Origin of the sequence: Amycolatopsis sp. NPDC049159 (assembly GCF_040648295.1) — a bacterium.
Classification (GTDB): Bacteria; Actinomycetota; Actinomycetes; order Mycobacteriales; family Pseudonocardiaceae; genus Amycolatopsis; species Amycolatopsis pretoriensis_A.
The window spans coordinates 52,642-75,995 of record NZ_JBEZDL010000010.1; the positions used below are offsets into that span (position 1 = coordinate 52,642).

The window sequence follows — 23,354 nt, forward strand, 5'->3', positions numbered from 1 at the left end:
CAGAAGCCACTCCTTCTAGGTTTTTCCAAGTACCGCAAGAAAACTGTGAGGAGGGCCCATGCCGGACGGGATCGCGATCGTCGGCCTGTCCTGCCGGCTGCCCTCGGCCGCGGACCCCGCCGGGTTCTGGGCGCTGCTGCGCGAAGGCCGCAGCGCGATCGGGGAACCACCCGCCGGCCGCGCCGCTTCCCCCGGCGCGCCGCCGGCGGCGTACCTCGAGCGCGTCGCGGACTTCGACCCCGCGTTCTTCGGGATCTCGCCGCGGGAAGCCGCCGCGATCGACCCGCAGCAGCGGCTGATGCTCGAACTCGCTTGGGAGGCCGTGGAAAACGCCGGTCTCGTGCCGGGACCGCGGACCGGCGTCTTCCTCGGCGCCGCCTCCGACGACTACGCCACCCTGCTCGACCGCGCCGGTGCCGACGCCGTCACGCGGCACTCCATGGCCGGGATCCGCCGCGGCCTGATCGCCAACCGCGTCTCCTACGCGCTCGGTCTGCGCGGGCCGAGCTTCACCGTCGACTCCGGACAGTCGTCGTCGCTGGTCGCGGTGCACCAGGCCGTGGAAAGCCTGCGCCGCGGGGAATGCGCGGTCGCGCTCGCCGGCGGTGTGCACCTCAACCTCGTGCCGGAAAGCGCTGTCCTGGCCGAACGTTTCGGCGGGCTGTCCCCCGACGGCACCGCCCACGTCTTCGACGCGCGCGCCAACGGGTTCGTGCGCGGCGAGGGCGGCGCGGCCGTCGTCCTCAAGCCCCTCGACCAGGCTCTCGCCGACGGCGACCTCGTGCACGCGGTGCTCCTCGGCGGCGCGGTCGGCAACGACGGCGGCGGCGCCGGTCTCACCGCGCCGGACGCCGACGGCCAGGCCGAAGTCCTGCGGCGGGCGTACGCGGAGATCGACCCGCGGTCGGTCCAGTACGTCGAGCTGCACGGCACCGGCACGAAGGCCGGTGACCCGGTCGAAGCCGCCGCGCTGGGCCGGGTCCTCGGCCGCCCGGACGCGCCGCTGGCCGTCGGGTCCGCGAAGGCGAACGTCGGTCACACCGAAGCCGCGGCCGGGATCACCGGCCTGGTCAAGGTGGTTCTCGCGCTGCGGCACCGGAAACTGCCACCCACCCCCGGCTTCGAGACCTCGGCGATCCCGTTGGCGGAACTCGGCTTGCGGGTCCAGACGTCGTTGTCGGACTGGCCCGAGCCCGGCCGCCCGCTCGTGGCCGGCGTGTCCTCGTTCGGCATGGGCGGAACGAACTGCCACCTGGTCCTGCAGGAGCCGCCCGCGCGGGAGAAGGCGGCACCGGACGTCCCGCACGCGTTGCCGTTCCTGCTGTCGGCGCGGACGCCGGAAGCCCTGCGCGATCAGGCTTCCCAGCTGTCCACGATGTCCGAAATGGACACCGTCGACGTCGGTCTTTCGCTGGCGACCACGCGCAAGCACCACGAACACCGGGCCGTCGTCATCGGCCGGGACCGCGCGGCGCTCCTGGCCGGCCTGCGCACGCTCGCCGCCGGCGGCAGCGCCCACGAGATCGTCCGGGGCCGGGTGGCGGACCGGGGCGCACTCGCCTTCCTGTTCAGCGGGCAGGGCAGCCAGCGCGCCGGGATGGGCCGGGAGCTGGCCGAAGCCTTCCCGGCGTTCGCCGACGCCTTCGCCGAGACGTGCGCGGCCTTCGACGGCCTGCTCGACCGGCCGCTGGCCGACGTCGTCCTCGAAGACGCCGTCGACCGGACGGAGTACACCCAAGCCGGCCTTTTCGCGTTCGAAGTGGCGCTGTTCCGGCTGTTCGAGGCCGCGGGGGTGCGGCCGGACTTCGTCGCCGGGCACTCGGTCGGCGAGCTGGCCGCCGCGCACGTCGCCGGCGTGTTCTCCCTGGCCGACGCGGCCCGGCTGGTCGCCGCCCGCGGCGCGCTCATGCAGGCCCTTCCGGCCGGCGGGGCGATGGTCGCGGTGGAAGCCGCCGAAGCCGACGTTCAGCCGATGCTCGGCGAGCGCGTTTCGCTCGCCGCGGTGAACGGGCCGTCGGCGGTCGTGCTGTCCGGTGACGAGGACGCCGTCCTCACCGCGGCGGCGGAGCTGGCCGCGCGCGGGCACCGCACCAAACGGCTGACCGTCAGTCACGCCTTCCACTCCGCGCGGATCGAGCCGATGCTGGCGGCGTTCGGCGAAGTCGCGAGTGGACTGTCCTATGCGGACGCACGGATCCCGGTGGTGTCGAACGTGACCGGCTGGCTCGCGACGGCCGAACTGGGCACCGGCGCATACTGGGTGCGGCACGCGCGCGAGGCGGTCCGGTTCGCCGACGGCGTCCGGACGCTGGAAGCCCGCGGCGTAACGGACTTCGTCGAGATCGGCCCGGCCGGGGTGCTGACCGAGCAGGTGCGCGCGACCGTCGCGCGGGCCGCCGTCGTCCCCGCCCAGCGCGGCGCGCGGTCCGAGACCGCTGCATTGCTGCGGGCGCTGGCGACCCTGCACGTCACCGGTCGCGACGTCGGCTGGGCCGCGCTCTTCGCGCCGTGGCAAGGCAACCGCGTCGAGCTGCCGACGTACCCCTTCCAGCGCGCCGGCTACTGGCTGCCCGCCGAGCTGCCGGACCGGCGGGACATCCTGACCGCCGGTCCGGTTGCCGAGCGGGTCCCCGAACGCGGGGCCGGGGACCCGCTCGTTCCCCTCGACCTGGTCCGCGCCGAGGTCGCGGCCGTCCTGGAGTACGCGTCGGCGGCCGACGTCGACCCGGCGCGGAGCTTCCGCGACCTCGGCGTCGACTCGCTGACCGGCCTCGAGCTGCGGGACCGGCTCGCCGAGGCGACCGGCCGCGCGCTGCCCGCGACGCTGCTGTTCGAGCACCCGACGCCCGAGGCCGTGGCCGCGCACCTGGCCGGTGCCGCCGAGTCCCGCGACGACTTCGCCGCCGCGTCGGACGAACCCATCGCGATCGTGGCGATGGCCTGCCGGTTCCCCGGTGACGTCCGCACGCCGGAAGACCTCTGGCAGCTGGTCGCATCGGGCCGGGACGCGGTGTCCGCGCCGCCGTCGGACCGCGGCTGGGACAGCGACGCCGTCCGCGAGGGCGGGTTCCTGACCGGCGCGGCCGAGTTCGACCCGGCGTTCTTCGGCATCAGCCCGCGCGAGGCGCTCGCGATGGACCCGCAGCAGCGGCTGGTGCTGCAGGCGGCGTGGGAGGCCTACGAGCGCGCGGGCATCCGACCCGAGACGATCCGCGGCCACCGCGACGGCGTCTTCCTCGGCGCGACGTCGCACGAATACGGCCCGCGGCTGCACGAAGCCGAGGACGGCCACCTGCTGACCGGGACGTCGCCGAGCCTGATCTCCGGCCGCGTCGCGCACGTCTTCGGGCTGGAGGGCCCGGCGATCACGGTGGACACGGCGTGCTCGTCGTCGCTGGTCGCACTGCACCTGGCGGTGCGGTCGCTGCGGGCGGGCGAGTGCGGGATGGCGCTCGCGGGCGGGGTCACGGTCATGTCCGGGCCCGGGATGTTCGTCGAGTTCGCCAAGCAGGGCGGCCTGTCCGCCGACGGCCGCTGCCGCGCGTTTTCGGCCGACGCGGCCGGCACCGGCTGGGCGGAAGGCGCCGGGGTGGTGCTGCTGGAGCGGCTGTCCGACGCGCGGCGCCACGGCCACCCGGTGCTGGCCCTGGTCCGCGGCACGGCGGTGAACTCCGACGGCGCGTCCAACGGCCTGACCGCCCCGAGCGGCCCGGCCCAGCGACGGGTGATCCGGGCGGCACTGGCGGACGCGGGACTGACGGCGTCCGAGGTGGACGTCGTCGAGGCGCACGGGACGGGCACGGTCCTGGGCGACCCGATCGAGGCGTCGGCGGTCCTGGCGACCTACGGCCAGGACCGCTCGACGCCGTTGTGGCTGGGCTCGCTGAAGTCGAACATCGGCCACGCCCAGGCGGCGGCCGGCATCGGCGGCGTGCTGAAGCTCGTGCTGGCGATGCGGCACGGGATCCTGCCGAAGACGCTGCACGTCGGCGAGCCGACCCCGCACGTGGACTGGACGTCGGGCGCGGTCGAACTGCTCACCGAGAGCCGCGCCTGGCCCGAGGTCCCACGCCCCCGCCGGGCGGCGGTCTCGTCGTTCGGCATCAGCGGCACGAACGCCCACGCCATCCTGGAGGCGCCCCCCGAGCACCCCGACGCGACATCGGGGCGCTCGGTCTCGCCGTGGGTGCTCAGTGCCAAGACCCCGGACGCGCTCCGGCGGCAAGCCCGTGAACTGCGGGAACACCTTCTCGCGCACCCCGAGCTGGCGTCCGGCGAGGTGGCGGCCACGCTGGCCGCGCGGAGCCGGTTCGAGTACCGCGCGGGGATCGTCGGCGGTCAGCTCGACGCGCTCGAAGCGCTGGCCGGGCACGGCACCGGCATCCACTGCACGACCCCGGGCAAGCTCGCTTTCCTCTGCACCGGACAGGGTTCCCAGCGCGCCCGCATGGCCCAGCCCCTCTACGACGCCGACCCGGTCTTCGCCGCCGCCCTCGACGAGGTTTTCGCGGCGCTCGACCCGCACCTGGACCGTCCACTCAAGACTGTCGTCTTCGCCGACGACACCACCCTCCTCGACCGCACCGCCTACACCCAGCCCGCGCTCTTCGCGGTCGAAGTGGCGTTGTTCCGGCTGTTCGAGCACCACGGCATCCGGCCGGACTTCGTCGCGGGGCACTCGATCGGCGAACTCGCCGCCGCGCACGTCGCCGGGATCCTCGACCTCGCCGACGCCGCCCGGCTCGTCGCCGCCCGCGGCGCGCTGATGGACGCACTGCCCGGCGGCGGGGCGATGGCCGCCATCGAAGCGACCGAGGCCGAAATCCCGCTCGGCGACGGCGTTTCCCTCGCCGCGGTCAACGGGCCCCGGTCCGTCGTCGTCGCCGGCGACGAAACCGCCGTCGCGAAGCTCGAAACGCACTTCGCCGGACTCGGGCGGCGGACCCGGCGCCTCACCGTCAGCCACGCCTTCCACTCCCCGCACATGGACGGCATGCTCGACGCCTTCCGCGCGGTCGCCGGGTCGGCCACGTTCCGCCCGGCGCGCATCCCGCTGGAGGTCGACGGCGATCCCGCGACGCCGGAGTTCTGGGTCCGGCACGTCCGCGGCACCGTCCGCTTCGCCGACACCGTCGCCCGCCTGGCCGACGACGGCGTCACCACCTTCGTCGAGCTGGGGCCCGACGGCGTCCTGACCGCCATGGGCCGCGATTGCCTGCCGGACGGCGACTTCCTCCCGACCCTCCGCTCCGGCCGCGACGACGTCCAAGCCGTGTACCCGGTGCTGGCCGTGCTCGGCGAAGCGATTCCAAGTAAGTCCACAGTAGACTTACCGACCTATCCCTTCGAGCGGCAGCGCTTCTGGCTCCCGCCACGCTCGCTGCGCGCCGACGTCGCGGCCGCGGGCCTCACCCCGACCGGCCACCCGCTGCTCGGCGGCGGCGCCGAGGTCGCCGGCACGGACGGTGTCCTGTTCACCGGCCTCCTGTCCGTGCGGACCCAGCCGTGGCTGGCCGATCACGTCGTGCTCGGCGCGAACCTCCTGCCCGGCAGTGCTTTCGTGGAACTCGCGCTGCTCGCCGCCGGGCAGGCGGGCTGCGACCGGCTCGACGAGCTCGTCCAGGAGACCCCGCTGGTCCTGCCCGCGGACGGCCGCGTCCAGCTCCAGGTTTCCCTCGGCGCGCCCGACGAGTCCGGCCGCCGCGCGGTGGCCGTTTCGTCGCGGCCCGACCAGCCGTCGGTGACCGCGGGCTGGACCCGCAACGCCGCCGGGTCCGTCTCCGCCGGTGGAGCCGTGCCCGCGCCGGAGCCGGTCTGGCCGCCGGAAGGCGCCGAGCCCGTCGACCTCGACGGCCGGTACGACCGGATCGCCGCCGCCGGGTTCGGCTACGGTCCCGAATTCCGGTGCCTGCGCGCGGTCTGGCGGCGAGGCGACGAGCTGTTCGCCGAAGTGGCGCTGCCCGAGCACCGCGTCGCCGAGGCCGCGGACTACGGCCTGCACCCCGCCTTGCTCGACGGCGCCCTGCACGTCGTCGCCTTCGGTGACCCGGAAGGCGTCGAGGCGGGCCGGATCCCGTTCTCCTGGCACGACGTCCGCCTGCACGCGGCCGGCGCGAGCACGATCCGCGTCCGCTACACCACGGCCGCTGGTATGTCTATTGTAGACACCGAAGGTGCTCCGGTCGCCGAAGTCGGTGCCCTGTCCCTGCGGCCCGTCGCCGCGGACCAGCTGACGGCCACCGTCTCCCGCGACGACCTCTACCGCGTCGCCTGGACGCCGGTGCCCGCCCCCGCCACGGCGGCCACCTGCGTGCTCACCACCGGCCTCGACCTGGCCGAGGTCCCCGACTTCGTGGCGGTGCGCCCCGAGTCCGGCACAAGCGCGGTGCCGGACCGGGTGCGCACCGCCACGAACCACGCGCTCGGCCTGATCCGCACCTGGCTCGCCGACGCCCGCTTCGACGGCGCCCAGCTCGTCTTCGTGACCAGCGAACTCGCTGACGCCGGGGTGCGCGGGCTGGTCCGCTCGGCCCAGACCGAGCACCCCGGCCGGTTCGTGCTCCTGGACACCGACACCGAGCTGACGCCGTCGGAAATCGCCGCCATCGCGGCCACCGGCGAACCGGAACTGGCGTACCGGGACGGCGTCGTGCTCGTCCCGCGGCTGGCCCGGGCCACCGTGCCGGACGCGGTCCCGGCTCCGCACGGCACCGTGCTCGTCACCGGCGCGACCGGCGGTCTCGGCCGCGCGCTGGCCCGGCGCCTCGCCGAACAGGGCGTCCGGCACCTGCTGCTGGTCAGCCGTCGCGGTCCCGCCGCGGAAGGCGCCGGAGAACTGGTCGCGGAACTGGAGGCGCTGGGCGCGGAGGTGACCCTCGCTGCCTGCGACGTCGCCGATCGCGACGCACTGGCCGCGCTGCTGGCCGAACACCCGGTGACCGCGGTCGTCCACGCCGCCGGTGTTCTCGCCGACGGTCCGGTCGAGACGCTCACCACCGAGCAGCTCGACGACGTCCTGCGCGCGAAGGTCGATGCCGCCTGGAACCTGCACGAGCTGGCCGGCGAGCTGACCGAGTTCGTGCTGTTCTCCTCCGTTTCCGGCCTGCTCGGCACGGCGGGGCAGGCCAACTACGCCGCCGCCAACGCTTTCCTCGACGCACTCGCTGGACATCGGCGTGCGCAGGGACTTCCGGCCACGGCGCTGGCGTGGGGCCTGTGGGAGACGGCGGACGGCATGGGCGGCGGGCTGGCCGCCGCGGACCGGACCAGGATGTCCCGCACCGGCGTCGGCACCTTGTCCACTGTGGACGCGCTCGACCTGTTCGACACCGCCCGCGGCGCCGCAGACGCGCTGCTCGTGCCTCTGCGCGTCGACGAAGCCGGACTGCGTGCCGCGGGGACGGTGCCGTCGTTGCTGCGGAGCGTCGTCCGCTTGCGCGCCGGCCGCGGTGCGACGAAGACCGCGGTGACCGTCGAGGGGATCGCCGACGTCGTCCGCGCCGAGGTCGCGGCCGTGCTCGGGCTGGGGAACCCGGCCGCGGTTGAGCCGGGCCGGGCGTTCAAGGAGATCGGGTTCGACTCGCTCACGTCGGTCGAGCTGCGCAACCGCCTGGCCGCCGCGACCGGGCTCCGGCTGCCCGCCACGCTCCTGTTCGACCACCCGACCCCGGCCGCGGTGATCGACCGCCTGCACGCGGAACTGGGCGGCGGCGAGGAAACCGCGGAAGCCGCCACACAGACCGCCGTCGCGGGGGACCCGATCGCCATCGTCGGCATGGCCTGCCGCTTCCCCGGGGGCGTGACCGGCCCGGACGAGCTGTGGCAGCTGGTCGTCGACGGCCGGGACGCGATCAGCGAGTTCCCGGTCGACCGCGGCTGGGACGTCGCGGCGCTGTACGACGCCGATCCCGACCGCCCCGGCCGCACGTACACCACCCGTGGCGGGTTCCTGCACGACGCGGGCGAGTTCGACGCCGAGTTCTTCGGCATCAGCCCGCGCGAGGCCACCGCGATGGATCCGCAGCAGCGCCTCCTGCTCGAAACCTCCTGGGAGGCCTTCGAAAACGCCGGGATCGACCCGCTCGGCCTGCGCGGCAGCCGCACCGGCGTCTTCGCGGGCGCGATGTACCACGATTACACCGCGCGCCTGGCCCCGCTGCCCGAGGAAGCGGAGGGCTACTCGTTCACCGGCGGGTCCGGCAGCGTCGTTTCCGGCCGCGTCGCCTACACCTTCGGGTTCGAAGGCCCGGCCGTCACGGTCGACACCGCGTGCTCGTCGTCGCTGGTCGCGCTGCACCTCGCCGCGCAAGCCCTGCGGCAGGGCGAATGCGGCCTCGCGCTCGCGGGCGGCGTCGCGGTGATGGCCACTCCCGGCTCGTTCGTGGAGTTCAGCCGCCAGCGCGCGCTCGCCCCGGACGGCCGCTGCAAGCCGTTCGCGGCCGCCGCCGACGGCACCGCCTGGGCCGAGGGCGCCGGGATGCTGCTGCTGGAACGCCTGTCCGACGCCCGCCGCAACGGGCACCCGGTGCTCGCCGTGCTGCGCGGGTCCGCGATCAACTCCGACGGCGCGTCGAACGGCCTCACCGCCCCGAACGGCCCGTCGCAGCAACGCGTGATCCGCGCCGCGCTCGCGACCGCGGGCTTGGCGACGTCCGATGTGGACACCGTCGAGGCGCACGGCACCGGCACCCCGCTCGGCGACCCGATCGAGGCGCAGGCCCTGTTGGAGACGTACGGCCAGGGCCGGGAAACGCCGCTGTGGCTGGGTTCGCTCAAGTCGAACGTCGGGCACACGCAGGCCGCCGCGGGTGTCGGCGCGGTCGTGAAGATGGTTCAGGCGATGCGGCACGGCGTGCTGCCGAAGACGCTGCACGTCGACGAGCCGTCCCCGCACGTCGACTGGACGGCGGGCGCGGTCGAGCTGCTCACCGGGAACCGCGCCTGGCCCGAGGTCGCACGGCCGCGGCGCGCGGCGGTGTCGTCGTTCGGCATCAGCGGCACCAACGCGCACGTGATCCTCGAAGCCGTTCCGGAACCGGAGCCGTCCGCGACAGCGAACGAGCCGGTCCCGTGGGTGCTCTCGGCCCGCACGGAACCCGCACTGCGTGAGCAAGCCCGGCGCCTTCTGTCCCTTGTGGACGGCGATCCCGCCGGCGTGGCGCGGGCGTTGGTCGAGCGATCGGCGTTCGACCACCGCGCCGTCGTCACCGGTGACCTGAAGGCCGGGCTCACCGCGCTCACCGAGCGGGGGACCGGCGCCGGTGTGGCGCGGCCGGGGCGCCGGGTCGTGTTCGTCTTCCCCGGTCAGGGTTCGCAGTGGGCCGGGATGGGCCGGGAACTCCTCGAGACCGAACCGGTGTTCGCCGAGCGGATGGCCGAGTGCTCGGCCGCCCTCGACTCCTTTGTGGACTGGCACCTCTTGGACGTCCTCGGCGACGCCGAGGCGCTGCAGCGGGTCGACGTGGTCCAGCCCGCGCTGTGGGCGATGATGGTGTCGCTCGCCGCCGTCTGGCGAGCGCACGGCGTCGAACCCGCCGCCGTCGTGGGCCACTCCCAGGGCGAGATCGCCGCCGCGGTCGTCGCGGGTGGACTGTCGCTTTCGGACGGTGCCCGCGTGGTCGCGCTGCGCAGCCGGGCGTTGCTGGCGCTGTCGGGACGCGGCGGCATGGTGTCCGTGGCCGCTCCGGCCGATCGGACGCGGGAACTCATCGCTCCTTGGCCGGGGCTCGCGGTCGCCGTGGTCAACGGCGGCGCCTCGACCGTGGTCTCCGGTGACGCCGACGCGCTCGACGAGCTGCTGGCTTCGGACGTCCCGGCCAAGCGGATCGCCGTCGACTACGCCTCCCACTCGCCGCACGTGGAAGTCCTCGAAGACGAGCTGGCCCGCGTGCTCGCCCCGGTGCGGCCGCGGTCGGGCGAGATTCCCTTCCACTCCACCGTGACCGGCGAACTCACCGACACCGCCGACCTCGGCGCCGCGTACTGGTACCGCAACCTCCGTCAGCCCGTCGAATTCGCGCGCGCCACAGAAAACCTCACCGAAACGGGCCACGACGTCTTCATCGAGTGCAGCCCGCACCCGGTCCTCGTCAGCGCCCTCGCCGAGACCACCACCGCCCTCGGCACGCTCAAGCGGAACGACGGCGGCCCGGTCCGCGTGCTCGCGGCACTCGGCGAGGCGCACGTCCACGGCGTGCCGGTCGACTGGGTGCTGCCCGCGGGCACCCGCGCCGCCCTGCCGACCTACCCCTTCCAGCGCGAACGGTTCTGGCTCGACGCGGGCGAAACCCCCGCCGGCGTCGACGGGCTCGGCCTCGACGCGGCCGGGCACCCGCTGCTGGCCGCGTCGACCCGCCTCGCCGACCCGGACGTCCGGCTGTTCACCGGCCGGCTGTCGCTGCGGGCGATGCCGTGGCTCGCCGACCACGCCGTCCTCGACACGCCGTTGCTGCCCGGCACCGCGTTCCTCGACCTCGCTCTGCACGCGGCGCGCGAAACCGGTGCCACCGTGGAAGATCTGACCGTCGAAGCGCCGCTCGTCCTGCCGCGCCGCGGCGCCGTGCTCGTCCAGGTCACCGTCAGCGAAGACGCCTTGAAGATCTTCGCCCGCACCGAGGACGGGCCTTGGACGCGGCACGCCTCGGGCACCCTCGGCCCGGCCACCACCGCGGTCCGCCCGCCGCTGACCTGGCCACCTGCCGGGACCGAGATCGACGTCGAGAAGTTCTACGTCACCGCGGCCGAAGACGGTTTCGACTACGGCCCCGCCTTCCAGGGCCTGGCCCGGGCCTGGCGGTCCGGTGACGACGTCCACGCCGAGATCAGCCCGGCCGAGCCCGGCACCTTCGTGGTGCACCCGGCCCTGCTCGACGCCGCGGCCCAAGCGGTCCGGCTCGGCGGCTTCTTCGCCGACGACGCCCCCCGGCTGCCGTTCGCGTGGTCCGGCGTCACCGCCCACGCGTCCGGCGCCCGGGCGCTGCGGGCCCGGCTTTCCCCGGCCGGCCCGGACGCGGTGTCGCTGGCGGTGGACGACGAGGACGGCCGCCCGGTGCTGACGGCGGAAGCGCTGACCCTGCGCCCGTTCTCGCCCGCGCAGCTCGCGGCCGGTTCGGACTCGCTCTACCGCCTCGCGTGGCAGCCGGTCGAGACCGGCGCGCCGGTCGAGGGCGACGTGGTGGTGTCCGCCGGCACCGGCGAAGTCCGCGAAGTCCTCACCCGGCACCTGGACCTCGTGCGCGAGTTCCTGGACTCGCCCGCCGACGGCCGGCTCGTGGTGCTGACCAGCGGCGCGACCGAAGACGACCCCGCCGGCGCCGCGCTCTGGGGGCTCCTGCGGTCGGCGCAGGCGGAGCACCCGGGCCGGATCGTGCTGGCCGACGTCGACGACGATCCGCGTTCGCGGCAAGCCCTGCCCGCCGCACTCGGCACCGGGGAGGGGCAGCTCGCCCTGCGGGCCGGGGTCGCGTACGTCCCGGCGTTCGCCCGGGCGGACGTCCGCGCCGCCACCGGGCCGCTGCTCGACGCGGCCGGCACGGTGCTCGTGACGGGGGCGCTCGGCACGCTCGGGCGGCTCGTCACCCGGCACCTCGTGCTCGCCCACGGCGCCCGCCACCTGCTGCTGCTCAGCCGCCGGGGACCGGAAGCCGACGGCGCGGCCGAGCTCGTCGCCGAGCTGGCGGAGCTGGGCGCGGCCGCCGAGGTCGTCGCCGCGGACGCCGCCGACCGGGACAGGCTCGCCGAGGTGCTCGCGGCGATCCCGGCCGAGCGCCCGCTGACGTCGGTCGTGCACGCCGCCGGGGTGCTGGCCGACGCGACCTTCTCCGCGCTCACCGCCGGGCAGCTCGACACCGTGCTGCGGCCGAAGGTCGACGCCGCCCGGCACCTGCACGAGCTGACCGCGGGACTCCCGTTGCGCAGCTTCGTCCTGTTCTCCTCGGTCGCGGGCACGCTCGGCACCGCGGGGCAGGCGAACTACGCGGCCGCGAACGCCTACCTCGACGCGCTCGCCCGGCACCGCCGCGCGAACGGGCTGCCGGCGTTGTCGCTGGGCTGGGGCCTGTGGGCCGAGGCGAGCACGATGACCGGCGGGCTGGACCGCACCGACCTGGGCCGGCTGGGCCGCACGGGCGTGCTGCCGCTGTCGAACCGGCAGGGCCTGGACCTCTTCGACGCGGCCTGGGCGGCCGGGGAGGCGGTGCTGTACCCGGTCCGGCTGGAGACGTCGGCGGCCCGGCTCGGCGAGGTCCCACCGCTGCTGCGCGGGCTCGTCCGCGCTCCGGCCACCCCGGCGAAAGCGCGGATCGAGCTGACCGACGTCCCCGCCGCAGAGTTGCCGAAGGTGCTGCTCGACCTGGTCCGGGGCGAGGTCGCCGCGGTGCTCGGGCACCAGGGGACGGCCGCGATCGACCCCGCCCAGCCGTTCGCCGAGATCGGGTTCGACTCGCTGACCGCGGTCGAGCTGCGCAACCGGCTCACCGCCGCGACCGGGGTGCGGCTGCCCGCGACGCTCGTCTTCGACCACCCGACGCCGTCGGCCGTCGCCGCGCACCTCGAACGCGGGCTGGTCACCGGCCCGGCCCGCCCGGAGGCGCTCGACCACGTCGAGCGCCTCGAGCACGCCCTCGCCGACGTCGACGAGTCGGTGCTGGCCACGGTGCTGGCCCGGCTCGACGCCCTCGGCGCCCGCCTGCGGCGGCCCGAACCCGAACCCGGCGACCCGGCGCAGCACCTGCGCACCGCTTCGGCCGACGAACTACTCGACTTCATCTCCAAGGAGCTGGGCAACCATGGCTGAGCACGACGACCGCGTGCTGGAGAACCTCCGCTGGGTCACCCTCGAACTGCACCAGGCCCGCGAGAAGCTGCGGGCCGCCGAGGAGCCGATCGCCGTCGTCGGCACCGGCTGCCGGTACCCCGGCGGCGTCACCACGCCCGAGGACCTCTGGCGGCTGCTCGACGGCGGCACCGACGCCATCACCGAGTTCCCCGGCGACCGCGGCTGGGACGTCGAAAGCCTGCACCGGCCGGACGAACCGGGGCACTCCAGCACCCGCCACGGCGGGTTCCTCACCGAGCCGGGCGCGTTCGACGCCGGGTTCTTCGGCATGTCCCCGGCCGCCGCCGAGGTCACCGACCCGCAGCACCGGCTGCTGCTCGAACTGTCCTGGGAAGCCGTCGAACGCGCCGGCATCGACCCGCAGTCGTTGCGCGGCAGCCGGACCGGCGTGTTCGCCGGGACGATGTACGCCGACTACGGCACCGGCGCGGCCGACGCGGACCTCGCCGGCCGGGTGCTGATGGGCACCTCCGGCTCCCTGGCCTCGGGCCGGATCGCCTACACCTTCGGCTTCGAAGGCCCGGCGCTGACGCTCGACACCGCCTGCTCGTCGTCGCTGGTCGCCGTGCACCTGGCGGTGCAGGCGCTGCGCCGGGGCGAGTGCACGCTCGCGCTCGCGGGCGGGGCGACGGTGCTCGCGACGCCGTCGGTGTTCGTCGAATTCTCCCGCCAGCGCGGGCTTTCCGCCGACGGGCGCTGCAAGGCGTTCGGCGCGGGCGCCGACGGCACCGGCTTCGCCGAGGGCGCCGGGGTCCTGTTGCTGGAACGGCTTTCCGACGCGCGCCGGCTCGGGCACCCGGTGCTGGCCGTGGTGCGCGGCTCGGCGGTGAACTCCGACGGCGCGTCGAACGGCCTGACCGCGCCGAACGGTCCCGCGCAGCAGCGGGTCATCGCGCAGGCGCTCGCCGACGCGCGGCTGGCACCGTCCGATGTGGACGTCGTCGAGGCGCACGGGACCGGTACCGCGCTGGGCGACCCGATCGAAGCCCAGGCGGTGCTCGCCGCGTACGGACAGGATCGGGCGGAGCCGCTGTGGCTCGGGTCGGTCAAGTCGAACCTCGGGCACACCCAGGCCGCCGCCGGCGTCGCCGGGCTGCTGAAGATGATCCTGGCGCTGCGGCACGGCGTGCTGCCGAAGACGTTGCACGCCGACGAGCCGTCACCGCACGTGGACTGGACGGCGGGCGCGGTGTCGCTGCTGACCGAACCGCGGCCGTGGCCCGCGGGGGATCGCCCGCGCCGGGCCGGGGTGTCGTCGTTCGGGGTCAGCGGGACCAACGCGCACGTGATCCTGGAGGAGGCGCCCGCGGCCGAACCGGCGGTCTCGTCGCCGGACGTTCCCTCGGCACCGTGGGTGCTGTCGGCCCGGAGCGCCAAGGCGTTGCGTGGCCAGGCCGCCCGGCTGCTGTCCGTTGTGGACGAGAACCCGCTCGACGTCGCCCACTCGCTGCTGAGTTCACGCAGCCGGTTCGGCCACCGCGCGGTCGTGCTCGGCGAGGACCGGCGCCGGGGGCTCGCGGCGCTCGCCGCCGGGGAGGAGTCGTCCACTGTGGTCACCGGGATCGCCGACGCCGGGCCGGACGCGGTGTTCGTCTTCCCCGGCCAGGGTTCCCAGTGGGCCGGGATGGGCCGTGAGCTGCTGGAAACGTCGCCGGTGTTCGCCGCCCGGCTGGCCGAGTGCGCGGCCGCGCTGGTGCCGTTCACCGACTTCGACCTGCTGCGCGTCCTGCGCCGCGGCGACGAGCTCGACCGCGTCGAGGTCGTCCAGCCCGCGCTGTGGGCCGTGATGGTGTCGCTGGCGGCGCTGTGGGAGTCCCACGGCGTGCGGCCCGCGGCCGTGCTCGGGCACAGCCAGGGTGAGATCGCCGCCGCCTGCGTCGCCGGTGCACTGTCCCTTTCGGACGGTGCGCGGGTGGTCGCGCTGCGCAGCAAGGCACTCGCCGCGTTGTCCGGCCAGGGTGGCATGGTGTCCGTGCGGCGCCCGGTCGGCGAGGTCGAGCAGCTGCTGGCACCGGGGCTGTCGATCGCCGCGGTCAACGGGGCCGCGTCGGTCGTCGTGTCCGGCGCACCGTCCGCATTGGACGAACTCGCCGAGAAGTGCGGCGAGCACGCGAAACGGATTCCGGTGGACTACGCGTCCCACTCCGCGCAGGTCGACTCGCTGCGGGAGCGGCTCCTCGCCGACCTCGCGCCGATCCGGCCGCGCCGGGCCGAGGTCCCGTTCCTCTCGACGGTGACCGCGTCGGCGTTCGACACCACCGGGCTGGACGCGGAGTACTGGTTCACGAACCTGCGGCAGCCGGTGCTGTTCGACCCGGCGCTGCGGGCCGCGCTGGCCGAGGGCTGGACCGCGTTCGTCGAGCTCAGCCCGCACCCCGTGCTCACGCTGGGCATGCAGCAGACGGCGCCGGGCGCGGTCGTCGCCGGTGCGCTGCGCCGCGGCGACGGCGGCCTCGGCCGGGTCCGGCTGGCGCTGGCCGAACTGGCCGTCCGCGGGATCGACGTCGACTGGGCACTCCCGGCGGGACGGCGGATCGACCTGCCCACGTACGCGTTCGACCACCGCAACCACTGGCTCACCACCACACCACCATCACTTTCACGTGAAAGTGATCCGGAGGAGCCCCCTCCAGATCACTTTCACGTGAAAGTGGTGGGGCTGACCGGCGCCGAGCGGCGGCGGGCGCTGGTGAAACTCGTCCGTTCCGCCGCGGCGGCCGTGCTCGGCCACGCCTCGGCCGACGACGTCCGGCCGGCCGGGTCGTTCCGCGAGCTGGGCTTCGACTCGGCGGCGGGCGTCCAGCTCCGCAACCGCCTCGCCGCGGCGACCGGGCTGGAGCTGCCGGTTACGGTGGTGTTCGACCACCCGACCGCCGCTGCGCTGGCCGACTACCTGCTGGCTTCGCTGGCGGACACGCCGTCGGCCGGCCTCGACCGCCACCTCGACGCGCTCGAGGCCGGCCTGCGCGACCTCGACGGCGCCGCGCGCGACCACGTGCTGGCCCGGCTCCGGACGCTCGTCGCGGCCGGGCCGGCCGCCGCGGCGGAACTGGCGGGCGCCACGGCCGACGAGATGTTCGCGCTGCTCGACGAAGAACTGGGTGCCGCCAAGTGACGAACGAACAGAAGCTCCTCGACTACCTCAAGCGCGCCACCGGCGACCTGCGCGAAGCCCGCGGCCGGGTCCGGGAGCTCGAGGACCGCGCGCACGAGCCGATCGCCGTCGTCGGGATGAGCTGCCGGTACCCCGGCGGTGTCGCTTCGCCCGATGACCTGTGGACGCTGGTCGACGAGGGCCGCGACGCCGTCACGGAGTTCCCGGCCGACCGCGGCTGGGACCTGGCGAAGCTGGCCGATCCCGCGTCGGCGTCCGGCACGAGCTACGTCCGGCACGGCGGGTTCCTCGACGACGTCGCCGGGTTCGACGCGGCGCTGTTCGACCTCAGCCCGCGCGAAGCCACGGCGATGGACCCGCAGCAGCGCCTGCTGCTCGAAGCCGCCTGGGAGGCGTTCGAACGGGCCGGCATCGCACCGGATTCCGTGCGCGGCAGCCGAACCGGCGTCTTCGCGGGCACCAACGGCCAGGACTACGGGCCGCGGCTGCACGAGGCACCCGCCGACGTCGAAGGCCACCTGCTGACCGGGCTCGCCGCCAGTGTCCTTTCCGGACGGATCGCCTACGCGTTCGGGCTCGAAGGCCCGGCGCTCACGGTGGACACCGCGTGCTCGGCGTCGCTGGTCGCGGTGCACCTGGCGATCAGGTCGCTGCGCGCGGGGGAGAGCACGCTCGCGCTGGCCGCCGGCGTGTCGGTGATGAGCACACCCGGCGGGTTCGTCGAGTTCAGCCGCCAGCGCGGACTCGCCCCGGACGGCCGCTGCAAGTCCTTCGGCGCCGGCGCGGACGGCACCGGCTGGGCCGAGGGCGTCGGCGTCCTCGTGCTGGAACGCCTGTCGGACGCGCAGGCGAACGGCCACGACGTCCTGGCCGTGCTGGCGGGTTCGGCGGTCAACTCCGACGGCGCGTCCAACGGCCTCACCGCGCCCAGCGGGTCCGCGCAGCAGCGGGTCATCCGGGCCGCGCTGGCCGACGCGCGACTCCTGCCGTCCGATGTGGACGCGGTCGAGGCGCACGGCACCGGCACCGTGCTAGGGGACCCGATCGAGGCTTCGGCGCTGCTGGCCACCTACGGCCAGGACCGGGAAACGCCGCTGTGGCTGGGATCGCTCAAGTCCAACCTCGGGCACGCGCAGGCCGCGGCGGGGATCGGCGGGATCATCAAGACGGTCCTCGCCCTCCGCGCGGGGAAGCTGCCGCGCACCCTGCACGCGGACGAGCGCTCACCGCACGTCGACTGGACGGCCGGCGCGGTGTCCCTCCTGACCGAAGCCCAGCCGTGGCCCGCCGGCGACCGCCCGCGCCGTGCGGGGGTCTCGTCGTTCGGGGTCAGCGGGACCAACGCCCACGTGATCGTCGAGGAGGCCCCCGAGCGCCCCGATGTGGCGTTGGTTGCGTCTGACGCACCGAACGCCACTTTGGGGCGCTTGGGGCCGTGGCTGCTGGCGGGCAAGTCGCCCGAGGCGTTGCGGGCTCAGGCTGCTCGGCTGGGTGGGGTCGAGCCGAGCGTCGACGTCGCGTTTTCGCTGGCCACGACCCGGGCGCAGCTCGAGCACCGGGCCGTTGTCGTCGGGGAGCTGCCTGCCGGGCTGGCCGCGTTGGCTGCGGGGTTGCCCGCCGCCGGGCTCGTCCAGGGCCAGGCTCGCGCCGAGACCAAGCTGGCCTTCCTGTGCACCGGCCAGGGCGCCCAGCGGCCGGGGATGGGCCGCGAGCTGTACGCCGCGTTCCCGGCGTTCGCCGCCGCGTTCGACGCCGTCTGCGCCGAGATCGACGCCCGCCGGGACGGCGCGCCGCCGCTCAAGGACGTCGTCTTCGCCGACGTCGGCACGCTGCTCGACCGCACCGACCACGCGCAGGCCGGGCTGTTCGCGGTCGAGGTCGCGCTGGCCCGGCTCGTCGAGTCGTGGGGCATCCGCCCGGACGTCGTCGCCGGGCACTCGCTCGGCGAGATCACCGCGGCGCACCTGGCCGGCGTGCTCTCCCTCGCCGACGCGGCCGCGCTGGTCGCCGCGCGCGGCCGGCTGATGGCGGCGGTGCCCGCGGGCGGTGCCATGGCCGCGATCGAGGCCGGGGAAGCCGAACTCGACCTGCCGCCGGACGTCGACCTGGCCGCCGTCAACGGGCCGGCCGCGGTCGTCGTCTCCGGCCCGGAAGACGCCGTCGCGGACGTGGTCGCGCACTGGGCGGCCCGGGGACGCCGGACCCGGCGGCTCACCACGGGCCACGCCTTCCACTCCGCCGCGATGGACCCGGTCCTCGAGCCGCTGGCGGAAACCGTGCGGACACTGGACTTCCGGCCGCCGGTCGTCCCGCTGGTGTCCACCCGCACCGGACAGACCGCCAATATGTCCACAGTGGACTACTGGACCGCGCAGGTCCGGGAGCCGGTCCGCTTCGCCGACGCCGTCGCGACGTTGGCCGGGCAGGACGTCACGGCCTACCTGGAACTCGGCCCCGACGGCGTGCTCACCGCGATCGCCCGCGGCCTCACCGACGCCGTGACGGCGGTCGCGCTGCGCCCGGACCGCGACGAGCCGGCCACCCTGCTCACGGCGGTCGCCACCCTGCACACGCACGGCGTCCCGGTCGACTGGACCGCCTTCTTCGCCGGTGCGCGGCGCACCGACCTGCCGACCTACGCCTTCCAGCACGAGCGCTACTGGCTCACCGCGGACGGCCGCACGCCGGCTCGTGTCCGCGCGGAAGTTCCCGTAGCGGGCGGGAACCTGACCGACCTGGTCCGCGCGCAGGCCGCGGCCGTCCTGGGCCACCCCGAAGCCCTCGACGCCGAGCGCGCGTTCGCCGACCTGGGCTTCGACTCGCTGACCGCCGTCGAACTCAGCTCCCGGCTGGGCACCGCGACGGGGCTGACGCTGCCCGCCACGCTCGTCTTCGACCACCCGACCCCCGCCGCGCTCGCCGCGTGGCTCGCGGGCGAGTCGCCGGCCGGGGCGATCACCGCCCACGCGGGCTCGGCCGACCCGATCGTCGTCGTCGGCATGGGCTGCCGCTACCCGGGCGGCGTCGCGTCCCCGGCCCAGCTGTGGGACCTGGTGCTGAGCGGCACCGACGCGATCAGCGCGTTCCCCGCCGACCGCGGCTGGGACGTCGACGGGCTGCACGACCCGGAACCCGGCCGGCCGGGCAAGACCTACGTCCGGCACGGCGGGTTCCTGGCCGACGCCGCCGGGTTCGACGCCGGCTTCTTCGGGCTCAGCCCCCGCGAGGCCCTGGCGACGGACCCGCAGCAGCGGCTGCTCTTGGAAGTCGCCTGGGAGACGTTCGAGCACGCGGGCATCGACCCGCGCGCGGTTCGCGGTGACGCCGTCGGCGTGTTCACCGGGACCGCGTCCCAGGACTACGGGCCGCCGCTGCACGAGGCTCCCGAGCACGTCGGTGGCAACCTCGGCACCGGCACCGCGGCCAGTGTCCTTTCCGGACGGATCGCCTACACGTTCGGCTTCGAAGGCCCGACGCTGACCGTCGACACGGCGTGCTCGTCGTCGCTGGTCGCGCTGCACCTCGCGGCGCAGTCCCTGCGCGCGGGCGAATGCACGCTCGCCCTCGCCGGCGGGGTCACGGTCATGTCGAGCCCCGGCGCGTTCGTCGAGTTCAGCCGCCAGCGCGGGCTCGCGCCGGACGGCCGCATCAAGTCCTTTTCGGACACCGCGGACGGCACGGCGTGGGCGGAGGGCGCCGGGATGCTGCTGCTGGAGCGGCTTTCGGACGCGCGGCGGCTCGGGCACCCGGTGCTGGCCGTGGTCGCCGGGTCGGCGGTCAACTCCGACGGCGCGTCCAACGGCCTCACCGCGCCCAACGGGCCGTCGCAGCAGCGGGTGATCCGGCAGGCACTCGCCAACGCCGGACTGTCCGCTTCGGACGTCGACGCGGTCGAAGCCCACGGCACCGGCACGGTGCTGGGTGACCCCATCGAGGCGCAGGCCGTCCTCGCCACCTACGGCCAGGACCGGACGGCGCCGCTGTGGCTCGGGTCGCTGAAGTCGAACATCGGCCACGCGCAGGCCGCGTCCGGGGTCGGCGGGATCATCAAGATGATCGAGGCCATGCGCCACGGCGTCCTGCCGCGGACCCTGCACCTCGAAACCCCGTCGGCCAAGGTGGACTGGACGGCCGGTGCGGTCGCGTTGCTGACCGGCACCACGCCGTGGCCGGAGACGGACGTCCGGCGCGCCGCCGTGTCGTCCTTCGGCGTCAGCGGCACGAACGCCCACGTGATCCTCGAACACCCGGCGGGCACCGCCGCACCGGACGGGTTCACGGGCCCGGTGCCGTGGCTGCTGTCGGCGCGCACCGAGACGGCGTTGCGCTCGCAGGCCGGGCAACTGCTCGAGGTCGACGCCGATCCCGTGGAGGTCGCGCGGGTCCTCGCTTCCGGCCGGGCCGCGTTCGCGCACCGGGCGGTCGTTCTCGCGGCCACGCCCGAGGAACGTGCCGCCGGGCTCGCCGCGATCCGCGGCGGCCGTGGTGCGATCACCGGGGAAGCCGGACCCGGCCGGACGGCGTTCCTGTTCACCGGCCAGGGTTCCCAGCGGGCCGGGATGGGTCGCGAGCTGTACGGGACCTACCCGGCGTTCGCGGCCGCGTTCGACGCCGCGTGCCCGGATCCGCGGGTCCGGGAGGTCGTCTTCGCGGGCGGCCCCGAGCTCGACGGCACCGAGTTCGCGCAGCCGGGCATCTTCGCGGTCGAGGTCGCGCTCGTGCGGCTGCTCGAATCGTGGGGCGTGCGGCCGGACGCCGTGCTGGGCCACTCCGCCGGCGAGATCGCCGCCGCCCACGTCGCCGGCATCCTCACCCTCGAAGACGCGGTCACGCTGGTCACCGCGCGAGGCCGGCTGATGCAGGCGCTGCCCGAGGGCGGCGTGATGATCGCGGTGCAAGCGTCCGAAGAGGACGTCCGGCCGCTGCCGGCCGGGGTCTCGCTGGCCGCGGTCAACGGGCCGGACGCCGTGGTGCTGTCCGGGGAAGCGGCCGCGGTCGCCGAGGTGGCGGCGCGGTTCGCCAAGACCAAGCGGCTCGCCACGAGCCACGCGTTCCATTCGCCGCTGATGGCCCCGATGCTGCCGGGCTTCCGCGCGGCACTCGGAACGGTGTCCTTCGCCGCGCCCGCACTCCCGTTCGTCCCCACCGGCGGGATCGGCCCGGAGACGGCGGAGTACTGGATCGGGCAGGTCGAAGCCACCGTCCGGTTCGCCGACGGCGTCGAGGCCCTGCGCGCCGACGGCGTCACGACGTTCGTCGAGATCGGCCCGGACGCCGTGCTGGCGGCGCTGGTCGAGGACGCCGTGCCGGTGCTGCGCGCGGACCGGCCCGAAGCCGAGACGCTGCTGACGGCGGTGGCCCGCCTGCACGTCCAGGGCAAGAGTCCACAGTGGACATCGATCCTGGGTTCGGCGACCACGCGGGTCGACCTGCCGACGTACCCGTTCGAACGCGAGCGGTACTGGCTCGACCCGGGTACGCCCCCGGCGGCCGACCCGGCCGGCGCGCGGTTCTGGGCCGCCGTCCGCGACGGCGACGGCACCGGGCTGGCCGAAACCCTCGGCGTCGAAAGCTCCACAGTGGACGCCGTGCTGCCCGCGCTCGCCCGCTGGCGCGGCGAAGCCGACGGCGGGACCACCGGCTGGCGGTACCGCGTGGCCTGGCAGCCGATCGACACCCCGGCCGCGCTCGACGGCTGGTGGCTCGCCGTCGTCCCCGAAGGCAGCGACGTGCGGCTTCCCGAAGGCGTCACGGTGCTGGAGGTGCCTGCCGGGATCAGCCGCGCGGACCTCGCGGCGCGGCTGCCGGAGACCGACGGCGTGCTGTCGTACCTCACCGCCGCCGAGGACGTCCTCGTGCTGGTCCAGGCCCTCGGGGACGCGGGCCGGGACGCGCCGCTGTGGTGCGTCACGCGCACCGCCGTCCAGGTCGGACCGGGCGAGCCGGTGGACCCCGCCGCGGCCGGGATCTGGGGTCTCGGCCGCGTCGTGGGGCTGGAGCACCCGCGCCGCTGGGGCGGGTGCGTCGACCTCGCGGACGGCGCCGACCTCGTGCTCGGCGGCGGCGAGGACCAGATCGCGGTGCGGCCGTCCGGGGTGTTCGGACGGCGGCTCGTGCGGACGACCGGGCGGACGGTCCGCGAGTGGCGCCCGCGCGGCACGGTGCTGATCACCGGCGGCACCGGCGCGCTCGGCGGGCACGTCGCCCGGCGCCTGGCGGCCGGCGGCGCCGAGCACCTGGTGCTGACCGGCCGTCGTGGCCAGGCCGCACCCGGGCTCGCCGAGGACCTGACCGCGCTCGGCGCGCGGGTGACGGTCCGCGCGTGCGACGTCGCCGACCGGGCCGCGCTGGCCGCGCTGCTGGCCGAATTCCCGCCGTCCGCGGTGGTCCACGCCGCCGGCGCGGCCGATCCCGAGCACCTGGCCGGCACCTCCGTGGCCGAGTTCGCCCGCGTCCGCGCGGCGAAGGTGCTGGGCGCGGCCCACCTCGACGAGCTGCTCGGGGACACCCCGCTCGACGCGTTCGTGCTGTTCTCGTCGATCGCGGCCACCTGGGGAAGCGGCGGCCAGGGCGCGTACTCCGCGGCGAACGCGGCGCTCGACGCCGTCGCCGAATCACGCCGGGCCCGCGGCCTGACCGCGACGTCGATCGCCTGGGGCCCGTGGGCCGGGCCGGGCATGGCCGAGGGCGAGGCCGGCGTCCGGATGGCGCGGCGCGGGGTGCCCGGGCTGCCGCCGGAGCGCGCGGTCGCCGAGCTGATCGCGGCGGTCGAGCGGGACGAGCCCACGGTCGTCGTCGCGGACGTCGACTGGACGCGGTTCGTGCCGGCGTTCACCGCCCAGCGCCCGAGCCCGCTGCTCGGCGAGCTGCCCGAGGTCCGCGAGGTCCTGGCGCTCGAACCGGCGGCCGGCGGCGCGGTCGCGGAGATCCTCGGCACCGCCCAGGGTCCCGAGCTGGACCGGCTGCTGCTCGACATCGTGCGCGGCGAGATCGCCGTGGTGCTCGGGCACGCGACACCGGAGTCGGTGGACGTCCGCCAGCCGCTGCGCGACCTCGGCCTCGACTCGCTGGCCTCGGTCGAGCTGCGCAACGGGCTGTCCCGCGCGACCGGGCTCGCCCTGCCCAGCACGCTGGTCTTCGACCACCCGACGGCCGAAGCGCTGGCCGCGCACCTGCGCACCCGCGTCGAGCCCGCGCCCGACGGCCTCGCCGAGGAGCTGGACCGCCTCGAAGCCGGCCTGACTTCGGCGGGTGCCCAGGACCGCGGCCGGGCGCTGGCTCGCCTGGAGGTCCTGCTCGCCCAGTGGCGCGAGGACCGCGAATCGATCGCGGAACGCCTCGACTCGGCCGACGACGACGAGATGTTCCGCCTGCTCGACACCGAATTCGGCATCTCCTGATGCC

3 protein-coding genes are annotated in these 23,354 nt (G+C 75.3%); all 3 read left to right on the plus strand.

Translation table 11 applies throughout. The features are described from left to right. The first annotated feature begins 58 nt into the window (after window positions 1-58). The 3 genes from AB0B33_RS19930 to AB0B33_RS19940 are packed head-to-tail and all read left to right on the plus strand — an operon-like array spanning window position 59 to window position 23,350. On the plus strand, window positions 59-12,793 hold the full coding sequence (locus tag AB0B33_RS19930; RefSeq protein WP_360773668.1) for a type I polyketide synthase: 12,735 nt from the start codon (window positions 59-61) through the stop codon (window positions 12,791-12,793). Then, window positions 12,786-15,950, plus strand: coding sequence for an acyltransferase domain-containing protein (locus AB0B33_RS19935; protein WP_360773671.1), 3,165 nt, complete (start codon window positions 12,786-12,788; stop codon window positions 15,948-15,950). The genes AB0B33_RS19930 and AB0B33_RS19935 overlap by 8 nt, the downstream gene beginning before the upstream one ends. Next, on the plus strand, window positions 15,947-23,350 hold the full coding sequence (locus tag AB0B33_RS19940; RefSeq protein ID WP_360773674.1) for a type I polyketide synthase: 7,404 nt from the start codon (window positions 15,947-15,949) through the stop codon (window positions 23,348-23,350). Before AB0B33_RS19935 ends, AB0B33_RS19940 begins: the two co-directional genes overlap by 4 nt. The last annotated feature ends 4 nt before the right edge of the window (window positions 23,351-23,354 follow it).